General features: G+C 49.3%; 8 protein-coding genes. All 8 read left to right on the top strand.

What is annotated here, in order from left to right:
* Positions 1–14: 14 nt before the first annotated feature.
* The 8 genes from Q1V85_RS06130 to Q1V85_RS06095 all read left to right on the top strand — a co-directional run bounded on the left by Q1V85_RS06130 (position 15) and on the right by Q1V85_RS06095 (position 12,571).
* The gene (locus Q1V85_RS06130; protein ID WP_300598402.1) at positions 15–1,160 is read left to right on the top strand and encodes an acyltransferase; all 1,146 of its coding nucleotides are present in this window, start codon (positions 15–17) and stop codon (positions 1,158–1,160) included.
* A gap of 443 nt (positions 1,161–1,603) precedes the next feature.
* On the top strand, positions 1,604–2,764 hold the full coding sequence (locus Q1V85_RS06125) for a DNA-binding transcriptional regulator (RefSeq protein WP_300598401.1): 1,161 nt from the start codon (positions 1,604–1,606) through the stop codon (positions 2,762–2,764).
* Positions 2,765–3,271: 507 nt separating this feature from the next.
* Positions 3,272–4,282 (top strand): Gfo/Idh/MocA family oxidoreductase, encoded by a 1,011-nt coding sequence (locus Q1V85_RS06120; protein WP_300598400.1) that lies wholly within the window; start codon positions 3,272–3,274, stop codon positions 4,280–4,282.
* A gap of 41 nt (positions 4,283–4,323) precedes the next feature.
* On the top strand, positions 4,324–5,679 hold the full coding sequence (locus Q1V85_RS06115; RefSeq protein WP_300598399.1) for a Gfo/Idh/MocA family oxidoreductase: 1,356 nt from the start codon (positions 4,324–4,326) through the stop codon (positions 5,677–5,679).
* A gap of 124 nt (positions 5,680–5,803) precedes the next feature.
* A complete protein-coding gene (locus Q1V85_RS06110) occupies positions 5,804–7,099 on the top strand; it encodes a sugar MFS transporter (RefSeq protein WP_300598398.1) in 1,296 nt (431 codons plus the stop codon).
* Positions 7,100–7,221: 122 nt separating this feature from the next.
* Positions 7,222–7,998: a glucosamine-6-phosphate deaminase gene (locus Q1V85_RS06105; RefSeq protein ID WP_300598397.1), complete on the top strand. Its 777-nt coding sequence runs from the start codon at positions 7,222–7,224 to the stop codon at positions 7,996–7,998.
* A 47-nt stretch (positions 7,999–8,045) separates the two neighbouring features.
* On the top strand, positions 8,046–9,338 hold the full coding sequence (locus tag Q1V85_RS06100) for a BNR-4 repeat-containing protein (protein ID WP_300598396.1): 1,293 nt from the start codon (positions 8,046–8,048) through the stop codon (positions 9,336–9,338).
* 128 nt (positions 9,339–9,466) lie between these two features.
* Positions 9,467–12,571 (top strand): SusC/RagA family TonB-linked outer membrane protein, encoded by a 3,105-nt coding sequence (locus tag Q1V85_RS06095; RefSeq protein ID WP_300598395.1) that lies wholly within the window; start codon positions 9,467–9,469, stop codon positions 12,569–12,571.
* Positions 12,572–12,578: the final 7 nt, after the last annotated feature.

Below are 12,578 nucleotides of genomic sequence, written 5' to 3'. Positions count from 1 at the left end.
AAATCAATATGCCAATGGAAAGAAAAACAAATGACCGCTACTACCGCCCGGAGCTGGATGTACTGCGCTTATGCGCCTTCCTGTTTGTATTTTTTGTACACCGGCTGGATCTGGCCCCGGTTGATCCCAAAGAATATTTTTGGGGCTATCATATAAGCCTGGTGGGCAATTATGGCGTGCCCCTCTTCTTCTTTTTAAGTGCCTTTTTAATTACCGAATTGCTGACAAGGGAACAGGACCGGTTTGGAAGGGTTAGCGTTAAGGCCTTTTACATCCGCAGGATCCTGCGCATCTGGCCCTTATATCTTACCTTCTTCTTTTTAATCGTGCTGTTAACATCCATTACGCCTTATTTTGGAGGAACCATACCTCCAAAAGCACAGCTGGCCTTCACCTTGTTTTCCGGTAACTGGTACATTACGTTTAATGAATGGCAATCGTATTGCATCAACCCGCTGTGGAGCGTATCGGTGGAGGAACAGCTTTATATTGTACTGCCATTGGTTATTTACTTTGCAGGTAAAAAAGGATTAAAGGTTTTTTCACTTTTAGCCATTATAGCGGCCTATGGGACCATTGTTTATTATGCCCAACGGCCTACGGAAGGATTCAGCGGACAGTGGACCAACAGTTTTGTGCAGTTCCAGTTTTTTGCAGCCGGCATTTTAACGGCTGTTTATTTAAAGGGAAAGCAGCCGCAGTGGAATACGGCAGCAAGGGTGCTATTGTTTGTAACAGGTTATGTTTGCTGGCTGGTAGCTTCCATGGTGTGCGAAGTTAATGCAGATGCGCCCCACCTGGCCACGGTGACACAATCGGTGAGCGGTTGGTTTTTGGTGCTGCTGGGTGTAATGGCGTTCTTTTTTGCGTTCTTCGGGTCGGCTGCAAAGCGTATGCCTTCCGCACTGGCTTACCTGGGGCGTATATCGTATGGCATGTATGTTTTTCATATTACCATCTACTGGATTGTATATCATATTTTCAAAGAGCAATTAGCGGCGTTCAGCAGTAACCTGGGCTTGCACGGGTGGAAAAACGGAATAGGACAATTGATCGCATTTTTGATAACGGTATCCCTGGCCATGCTTTCGTACAGGTATTTTGAGAAGCCATTTTTACGCCTGAAGCAACGGTTCACATTTATACCGTCGAGGAATTAAATGAATGTTTCATGTTTAAAGTTCAGGGTTTAACGTTAGGTCCGTTTTATACTTGATTAGCTGAAAACTGAAGACTGAAAACTGATGGCTGAAGGCTAAACGCTGAAAGCCGTTCCAGGTTTCATGTTTAAAGTCTCAGGTTGGATTCCGTTTTGCATTTGATGCGGCAGGACAGATTTATATTCCCATACGTAATCAACTGAAAACTGAAGGCTGAAAGCCGTTCCAGGTTTCATGTTTAAAGTTTCAGGTTGGATTCCGTTTTGCACTCGATGCGGCAGGATAGATTTATATTCTCATACGTAATCAACTGAAAACTGAACACTGAAAACTGAAAACTCCTGGCTAAAGGCTAAGCGCTGAAAGCTCAAAAATAAAAATCAGACAACTTCAATTTGGATGGGCTCACAATGCATTAGAATGTTATTTTTAACAAAAAAAAATTGATCCGGATATTGTTGCTCATCGACCATTCCAGTAAATTCAGCAGGAAGCTGCTGCGAGGGATGGTGAAATACTCCAAGGATAACGGCCCCTGGCTGTTTTACCGCCTGCCTACGTATTATAAAAACCTGTATGGGGAAGAAGGTGTGCTGAAACTGGCCCGGGAATGGAAGGCCGATGCAGTGATTGCCCAGGCCGACCTGAATGACATCGGGTATCTGAAAGAGCTTGGTATTCCTGTAATCATTCAGAATTATAAAGAGCGGAGCGATTATTTTTCCAACCTCACCGGCGATTACCGAGGCACCGGGGTCATGGCCGCCCGATTTTTTATACAACGGCGGTACCGCAATTTTGCTTTTTATGGCAGCAGGAATGTGGTATGGTCCATAGAAAGAGCCGAGGGATATAAAGCAGAGGTAGAAAAATATGGCGGGCGGTTTTATTATTTCGAAACCGAGCACCTGAATGAAGAACAATGGGGTAGTGATCATGAAGAGCTTGACAAATGGCTGATGTCGCTTCCCAAGCCGGTTGCCCTGTTTGCCTGTGACGATTATTTTGCCCTCCAGGTTTCGGACATCTGTAAGATCAATAATATTTTAATACCGGAGGATGTGGCGCTCCTGGGAGTGGATAATGATGACCTGATCTGTAATTTTTCCGACCCTTCGATCTCATCGATTGAGCTGGATGTAGAGCGGGGCGGCTATGAGGCCGGCCGGCTGCTGCACAAACTGGTTTTAAAGGAGCGGACAAAGCCGTGCAATATTATTGTAAACCCGGTTCGTATCGAGCTGCGGCAGTCAACCGAAAAGTACAACCTATCCAATGAATACATACGGGAAGTGGTGCAGTATATCGAGGCTTCATTTACAACACCCATATCCGTTGATGCACTGATCCGCAGGGTACCACTGTCGAGAAGGAATCTGGAAACCAAGTTTAAAGACTCGATGGGTATTTCGCTCTACCAGTTTATCCTCAAACAACGGATCGAATACCTGGCAGACCTGCTGCTGGCAAATCCTGCATTATCCTTGCTGGAGCTGGCCATACGGTCCGGCTTTAGTGACTGCAGGAACCTGTCGCGCACGTTTAAAAAATTCAAAGGATATACGCCCACTGCATACCTGAAGAAATTTGCAAAACCTGTTTGAGATTTGCGTTTTTTGAAACAATGATTGCGCAAATCGATCGTATACATTTACCGGTACCTGCTAATTTTATGCAGGGGCTTATTTTAAGGTGCTCATAACAGCCCCGATATCTGGATTGCTTTTGGAGTGCAAAACCTGTCTTTGAAAGGCAGGGATGCCAGGAACCGGTCATATGAAAGAGCTGCCGGTGATCCGTTAAAGACCAGGCACGGTATACAGACAGGCGCCCGATCCGGTGCCGTGCAGGTAATATAGAATAAGATGGAACAACGCATGGCCGTTCCGGGGTAACCGGGAAGTATCGTGCAATGAATGGTAGTACCGGCTCCGCCGGTGCGGTGCAGCCTAAGGTATGCACGCACCCCGCCGTTTAGCCTGACAGGGCATCCTGCCATTATTTTTGTGCAGCGGCCTTTATTACCTGTAAGGTGCCGGTTTACGAGCCGTGTATTGTGTTTTTAATAGAATAAAAGGAATATCTGGTTTTACTTTTAACAACAGCGTTATATGCATCGGAGAAAATTTGTAAAAATACTGGGCGCCGCATCCGCCGCCGGCATCATCGGAAGTAACAGGGAGGTGATGGCTGCAGTAACCGGTAAAAAAGCGGCAGGAAAAAGAGTAGGGATCATCGGGCTGGATACTTCACATGCCGTAGCATTTGTAAAAGCGTTAAATGCCGCAAACCCGGATGCAAAATGGCTGGGATATAAGGTAGTAGCGGCTTATCCTTATGGAAGCCGTGATATTAAAAGCAGTGTGGACCGCATCGCCGGGTATACGGAAGAGGTAAAGCAAAACCATGTAACGATCGCAACCTCCATCCGGGAGCTGCTGAGCCTGGTGGATGTGGTGTTGCTGGAAACCAACGACGGGCGCCTGCACCTGGAGCAGGCCCTGCAGGTACTGAAAGCACGCAAGCCGCTGTTTATCGACAAACCGATGGCGGCTTCATTAAAAGACGGGCATGCCATTTTTGAAGCGGCCCGCCGCTATAAAACACCGGTGTTCTCCAGTTCTTCATTACGGTTTATCACCGGGATGCAGGAAGTAAAAAACGGGAAGATCGGGAACGTGATCGGGGCAGAAACCTATAGCCCCGCGAAACTGGAAGCCACGCACCCGGATCTTTTCTGGTATGGGATACACGGCGTGGAGACCCTGTTTACGGCCATGGGAACGGGATGCAAAACCGTACGTCGCATCTATACCGCAGATACCGATATTGTGATTGGTACCTGGGAAGATGGAAGGGTAGGCACATTCCGGGGCACACGTGCAGGCAAAGACGGTTTTGGCGGTACCGTATTTGGTGCCACCAACCAGCTGGTCCTAGGTCCCTTTACCGGCTATGATCCCTTGCTGATGGAGATTGTTCGTTTTTTTGAAACCGGCAATGCTCCCGTTCCGGAAGCAGAAACACTGGAGATTATGGCCTTTATGGAAGCCGCCGACCTGAGCAAAAAAAGCGGTGGTGAGCCGGTAGATATGACCCTTTTATTGAAAAAATACGTTTAACAAACCCTGCAGGCAACGGAACAGGAAATAAAAATTATTTTATGGAAAAGCAACAAAACAATTCAAGAAGGGATTTTGTGAAAAAGGCGGCGCTGGGTTCTGCAGCACTCACCTTTGGAGGAATCTTACCCTCTTTCAGCGCCCGGAGCTATAAGCATATTGTGGGTGCTAATGAGCGCTTCAATATGGGCGTAATGGGGGTTAACAGCCGTGGCCTGGCACTGGCCAGCAACTTTGCCAAACAGTCCAATTGCGTGGTGCGTTATGTAAGCGATGTAGACCAGCGGGCGGCGGATAAATGCATTACCCGTTTGGAAACGATCCAGCAATTGAAACCGGTAGCCCGGCCGGATTTCAGGAAAGCGCTGGAGCAAAAGGACCTGGATGTAATGGTAATCGCCACCCCGGATCACTGGCATGCGCCGGCGGCATTGCTGGCGATGCAGGCGGGCAAACATGTATACCTCGAAAAACCCTGCAGTCATAATCCAAAGGAGGGCGAGATGCTGGTAGCCGCCCAAAAAAAATATGGCAAAATACTGCAGATGGGCAACCAGCGCCGTTCCTGGCCCAATGTGGCCCAGGCCATCCATGAAATTCATACGGGCGTTATCGGCCGGCCTTATTTTGCCAAAACCTGGTATACAAACAGCCGCAAACCCATCGGGGTTGGTAAAACCACGGCGGTACCTGCGTGGCTCAACTTCGACCTGTGGCAGGGACCGGCGCCCCGGCGTCCTTACAAGGATAACCTCATCCACTATAACTGGCATTGGTTCTGGCATTGGGGTACGGGAGAGGCCCTCAATAACGGTACACATATGGTAGACCTGGCCCGCTGGGGCCTGCAGGTAGACTATCCTACCAAAGTACAATCCGGTGGCGGCACCTTTGCATTTTCAGACGATTGGGAAACACCCGATACGCAAATGATCACACTGGAGTTTGCCAACAAAAGCATGATTACCTGGGAAGGCCGCAGTGCCAATGGTAAGTTCAACGACGGCGCTTCCGTAGGAGTGATTTTTTATGGGGAGAAGGGAACGCTGCAGATCAACGGCGGCAACAGTTACAGCATTTACGGGCTGGATGATAAACTGATAAAGGAAGTAAAAGACAATACCGAGTTTAAGGCTGGTGATCTGTCGAACCCCACCGAAAAACTGGACGGCTTTCATTTTCAAAATATGTTTGAAGCCATAAAAGGCAATGCAACCCTTCATTCGGATATCCAGGAGGGATATAAAAGCACCTTGCTCGTTCAGTTGGGTAACATTGCACAACGGACATCGGGAATGCTCATCACCGATCCGGCAAACGGGCATATACGCTCCAATGCGGCGGCCATGCAATTATGGGGGCGCAGTTATGAAAAAGGTTGGGAACCACATATATAAATTCGTAAATCCCGTTTAAACAGCGCATAACCTGGATGGCGTACGGCCCCAGGCCTACGGTTCCGCTCCGGAACGGTAACGGGATTGATTTGTCATTATTTTTTTACAGAAAAAAAAGCCGGTAATGGAAGGAAGCCTGTTAAGCAAAAGAGATACGGTGACGTCGCTGGTGATCATAGGGGTGCTGTTTTTTATTTTTGGATTTGTTTCCTGGATCAATGCGATCCTGATCCCGTATTTTAAAATTGCCTGCGAGTTGACCCATTTTCAATCCTACCTTGTAGCCCTGGCATTTTATATTTCCTACCTGCTGATCTCCGTTCCATCCTCCTATCTTCTGAAACATACAGGATTTAAGAAGGGAATGATGATTGCCTTATGGGTTATGGCGGCCGGTGCATTTATGTTTGTACCGGCGGCGCTGAGCCGTACCTACGGACTTTTTTTAACAGGGCTTTTTTTGCTGGGTACCGGTCTTGCAATTATGCAAACGGCTGCCAATCCTTATATAACCATATTGGGCTCAAAGGAGCGCGCTGCACAACGGATCAGCATGATGGGGATCTGCAATAAAGGAGCCGGCATCCTGGCGCCCCTCATTTTTGCAGCAGTTATTCTCCGGTCTTCCGATGCATCCCTGTTTCAGCAGATCCCCGGGATGGCGCCTGCTGAAAAAGCCGCGGCACTGGATGAGCTGATCCGCCGCGTAATTATTCCGTATACCGTGGTGGGTACGGTACTGTTTATTTTGGGCATCATGGTGCGGTATTCGCCCTTACCCGAGATCAACACAGAAGCGGAAAGCGGAACCGTGGCGCAGGCCAATTCGGGTAAAACCTCCATTTTCCAGTTCCCGCACCTGGTGCTGGGTGCCATTGCCATTTTCTTACACGTGGGCACACAGATCGTTGCCATCGACACCATCATCAATTATGCAGGAAGCATGGGCATTCAGCTGCTGGAAGCCAAGGTCTTTCCCTCGTATACCCTGGCGGCAACCATCACCGGGTATGTGATCGGCATTGTTTGCATACCCCGGTTCTTCAGCCAGGCTACGGCTTTAAAGATCTGTACTACCCTTGGGCTGGCATTATCCGTATTGATCCTTTTTACGAAGGGGCCGGTGACCCTGCTGGGGCATAAGGCCGATATTTCCATCTGGTTCGTGGTACTACTGGGATTGGCCAATTCACTGGTATGGGCGGGCATCTGGCCGCTGGCACTGGATGGATTGGGACGGTTTACAAAACTGGGTGCTTCGCTGATGATCATGGGGCTTTGCGGCAACGCCATCATGCCATTGGTATATGGATATGTTGCGGATATGTTCAATGTGCGCGTTGCATACGGCATCCTGATCCCCTGCTATGCGTATTTAATATTTTATGCGGTACGCGGGCACCGGATCCGGAATTGGTAATGGAAAAACGGCACCTGTCATTGGTATCCTGTTTTCGAATATTGTGCAGGCATTACCCCGTTCAGGAGCCGTGGGTTAACCGGAAGATTATATTAAAATTTAAACAATTAATAAGAATGGAAATGGGTGAAGTAAAAAGTAACGTGCGTATAAAAAAGTATTCCACGCGCCAGGCGATGGGCGAGGCAGCGGCCGTGGCTGTAGCCCGGCAGGTGGGGCAGTTGCTCCGGCAGCAGGAAGTGGTGAATATCATTTTTGCGGCAGCACCCTCTCAAAACGAGTTTCTGGCGGCCCTGTTGCTGCAGGATATTGACTGGAAACGGATCAATGCGTTTCATATGGACGAGTATGTGGGATTACCGGCCGATGCACCGCAGGGCTTTGGCAATTTTTTGAAACACCGGCTGTTTTCCCGGGCTCCGTTCCGGGCCGTTTATTACTTAAATGGAAATGCGCCGGACCTGGCTGCCGAATGTTACCGGTATACCGCACTGCTCCATGCGCACCCGATCGACGTTGTTTGCCTGGGCATTGGCGAGAACGGGCACCTGGCATTCAACGATCCCCCGGTGGCCGATTTTGCGGATAGCGAAACGGTGAAGGTGGTAATGCTGGATGGTGTTTGCAGGCAGCAGCAGGTGAACGATGGCTGCTTTGAATTACTGGAAGCCGTACCGGCTACGGCACTAACGCTTACCATCCCGGCATTGATGAAAGGATCTGGTTTGTACTGCATCGTTCCATCGGCCGCAAAGGCACAGGCGGTGTACAATACTTTTTATAAGGCATTATCTCCGCTCTATCCTTCTACGATCTTAAGAACGCACCGCAATGCATCGGTATTCCTGGATGAAGAAAGCGCCGGGTTGCTGGATGAAGCATTGCTGCAGCCGGAGTAACGGACGCCGTGGTGCCTGAACTTAACGCGCAACGAATAATTGTCTATATGAACGATCGTCTATTGATTTTTTTTCTGGCATTGCTTTTTCCTGCAACACCTGCACAGGCCCAGGAAGGCAGTGTAGTAGCCGCAGCGGATGCCGCCTGGTGCTGGTTCTCCGATCCCCGTGCCCTGTATCACAAGGAAAAAAAAGAGGCGGTGTACTATGGGTATATCAATAGCAAAGGCGATGTAATGGTACGCGCGCTGGATCTGCGCACCCATAAAATGCAGGCATATACCCTGCATGAAAAACTACAGGAAGATGATCATGACGTACCTTCTTTTTTATTCCTGCCCGATCACCGGCTGCTGGCCTTCTACTGCCATCACAACGGCAACATCTTTATGCGTAAAACGGTGCACCCGGAGGATATCACCTCCTGGGAAGCAGAACGGGTGATCCTGGAAAAAGATTCCGTTAATTTTTACTGCTATATGAATCCCGTTATGTTACGGGATGAGCATAACCGGATCTATCTTTTTGGCAGGAATATGGTTCGCCGGAAAAACGGCATCAACCAGCCCTGGGGCGAAACGGGTATTTATTGTATTTACAGCGATGATTATGGAGCAACCTGGAGCAAAAAAACAAACCTCCTGGATAACAGCGGCCGCAATACGCCGCAATATGTAAAATATGCCACGGATAATAAATCGAGGATCGATTTCCTGTTTACAAACGGGCATCCCAAACAGGAAGCCGATATCTCCGTACATCATATGTATTATGAAAAAGGCGCTTTCTTCCAGACAAACGGGAAAAAGATCGGCGGGTTCGGCGAGCTGCCGGTGCTGATCAGCGGTGTGGACAAAGTATATGATCCGGCGGCGGGAAAGGCGCGGAGCTGGATCTGGGATATAGCGCTGGATGCTGCCAACCGGCCCGTGGTTACCTATGCAAGATATCCCTCAGAAACAGCGCACCAGTATTATTACGCACGGTGGAACGGGCAGCAATGGAATACCCAAAAGATCGCGGATGCAGGGCCCTATATCACCATCATTAAACCCGGTAAAAAATTGCTGGAAGCTCATTATTCGGGCGGCATTGTACTGGATCATGCCAACCCGGAAAACATCTATGTATCCCGGCAAATAAACGGAACGTTTGAAATAGAACAATTAAAAGCAGGGGCCAGGTTGCAACGGGTATCCGTCACCAGCGGGTCTGCGGTAGACAATATACGTCCCTATGCTGTAAGCAGGGGCAGGGGACGCAGGCCGGTCCTTTTCTGGATGGCCGGCCGCTATTATCACTATACGGATTTTGATACCAACCTGAAGATGATGCCATAGATCCGGTATGCCGGGTTGTTGCAGGTGCCGGGTAGCAGCCACAAAGAAAGAACCTGCCGGTGGGAAATGACCGCATTGCCGGTGGCGAACCGGGAACGAATGAATATTAAACGAAAAACTTGTCACAAATGAAAAAGAGAAAACTGTTGTACGGGTGTCTGCTTATTTCGTTTTTGCTTGCGGGTGCAACCCATTTCCGGCTGCATGCACAAACAAAAACGATTACGGGAAAAATTACACAGGAAGGAAGTAGTGCGCCTTTAGAGGGGGTTACGGTAGATGTGGAAGGAACAGCTGGTAACACCATCTCTGATAAGAACGGCCGGTATTCCATTGCCGCCGGCCCTGCTGCCGTATTGGTGTTTACCTATATCGGGATGGATACGGTACGGATCGAAGCCGGGACATCTGCAACAGTGGATGTGGTGATGAACGTATCAAAAAGCTCGATGGACGAAGTTGTGGTGGTAGGGTATGGAACGATGCGGAAAAGAGACCTCACGGGATCCGTAAGCACCATAAAAACCGCCAGGCTGGAAATTGAAAATCCGCGGAATATCCAGGAACTGATGCGGGGCAATGTGGCCGGTCTCAACATCGGGTTAACCACCTCCGCAAAGGGCGGGGGAAGCATTGAGATCCGGGGGCGCAGGACCCTGAAGGCCAAAACGGATCCGTTGATCGTATTGGATGGGGTAATTTATAACGGGGATCTTGCAGATATCAATCCAACAGATATCGAATCGATGGATGTGCTGAAAGATGCCAGCTCTGCCGCGGTTTTTGGTGCTAAATCCGCCAACGGCGTAATCATTATCAATACCCGCCTGGGGCGTACGGAAAAACCGAAGATCGGCGTCAATATTACCAGGGGAATAGTGGATCTTTTCCGTTCGGAAGATGTGTATGGCCCGTATGAATTTATTAAGTGGCGATCGGATGTGCTGAAAAGTGGTAACCGGACGGCCCCCGGCTATGTGTTTGAAGACCCCAATAAACTACCGGCCGGTGTTACACTGGCCGACTGGCGGGCGTTTGATAATGCCCAGGGCGACCCTACCGATATCTGGCTGCGCCGGTTGGGCATGTCGCAGGTGGAACGGGAAAACTATGTTAAAGGTCAAAGTACAGACTGGAAGGCGATGGTCTTTCGCACCGGATCGCAACAGAGTTATAATGCCAACCTTTCCGGCAAATCGAACCGGGTCAATTATTACTGGTCGGTAGGCCATGATAAGAATGAAGGCGCTGTTGTTGGCGATGATTATTCGGTATACCGGAGCCGGCTGCGGTTAAATGCCAATGTTACAGACTTTTTAATGGTAGGGATCAATTCCATGTTCTCCATAAGGGATGAGAGCGGGGCACCGGTTGCCTGGGGGCAGTATAATGGTATTTCTCCCTGGGGGCAGCCGACCAATCCGGATGGCACGTATAAGATCTACCCGATCGATGACGCGGTTGCAAACCGGCACCCGCTGATCGACCGGTATTATACCGAACGGTCCTATACCTATAAGTCGCTTGATAATACCCTGTTTGCCAAATTATCGCTGCCGCTGGGCATTTCCTATGAGGTATATTATTCACCGCGGTTCACCAATAATGAACTCTACCTGCACAATATGTCGCAGCACCCGGAGTATAAAGTGCAGGGCGGTATCGCCGTGCGCAATACCTCCAGCGGGTTTAACTGGCAGGTAGATAACCTGCTGAAATGGAGCCGTACGATCGATAAGGTACATCAGTTTGATGTAACCTTACTGGCAAATGCGGAAAAATACCAGACCTGGCAGCAGTCGATGGATGGACGTGGATTTGTGCCGAGCGATGTGCTGGGCTATCATAATATGGGAGGCGCCACGGTAACGAAGCTCACCAGCTCCGATTCCTATAGCACGGGGGATGCATATATGGCCCGCTTGTTCTACTCCTTTAAATCGAAGTATATGATCACCGGAACCGTGCGCCGGGATGGCTATTCGGCATTTGGCATCAACAACCCCCGGGCCACTTTTCCGTCGGTTGCACTGGGCTATGTCTTTTCCGATGAGCCGTTTATGAAAATGCCCTGGCTCAGCTACGGAAAGCTGCGGGCATCCTGGGGCGAAACAGGCAACCGCTCCGTTGGGATCTATGATGCCCTGCCCACCTTAACCAACGGGCTGATCACTTATGTAGATGCCAGCGGCAACCCCTACCAGGAGTCGTACCTGTACCCGAATGCCATGGGAAATGAGTTCCTGCAATGGGAACGTACCCGGTCGCTCAACCTGGGGCTGGATTTCGGGTTGTTTAACCAGCGCATCAGCGGAAGCCTGGAAGGATATTCCATGATGACCAATAACCTGCTGGTAAACCGGGCCCTGCCTTCCGTTACAGGGTACGCATCGGTACCGGCTAACCTGGGGCAGGTGAATAACAGGGGCTTTGAGGTGAGTTTGCAGTCGCGGAATATGATAAAGGATCATTTTTCATGGAACACCACCTTCAATTTTTCAATGAACCGGAATAAGATCGTTGCCTTGTATGGCAATAAAATGAATATACTGGATGCACAGGGTAATGTAATCGGACAGCGGGAAGCGGATGACCTGCTCAATAAATGGTTTATAGGGCATGCCATCGATGCGATCTGGGGTTTTAAAGTAGCCGGCGTATGGCAGCAGGGAGAAGAAGCGGAGGCCGCAAAGTACAAGCTCGCACCCGGCGATATGAGGCTGGAAGATGTGAATAAGGACTACGCATTTACCAATGCCGACAAACAATTCCAGGGGTATACTGAGCCGCGTTTCCGGTTTACGCTGCGCAACGAATTCCAGCTATTTAAGAATATTGATTTTTCGTTTTCCGCCTATTCCTATTGGGGACATAAACGCTTGTTCAACGAGGCAAAACACAGCTATTCCATTACCCTGGAGCGGTACAACTCATTTACCATCCCCTACTGGACGCCGGAGCACCCGCGCAATGATTATGCCCGGCTCAACTCAAATGTAGGAGGGGTAACGTTCGATGTATGGCAGGATATTTCGTTTATACGGCTCGATAATATTTCCATCGGCTATACCGTACCCAGGAAGTTGCTGGAACGTGCCAAACTATCACAGTTACGGTTCAATGTTTCGGCCAGGAACGTGGCTGTATTTACAAAGAATGATGTATTCTGGGATCCGGAATATATAGGCCCCACTCCGTCCTACGTAACATTTGGGTTGAATCTTTCATTGTAGAAAAATT

This window comes from Niabella sp., assembly GCF_030150205.1.
Taxonomy (GTDB): domain Bacteria; phylum Bacteroidota; class Bacteroidia; order Chitinophagales; family Chitinophagaceae; genus Niabella.
Note: the sequence above shows the minus strand (reverse complement) of the source record. Positions and strands in the feature narration are given on the sequence as shown.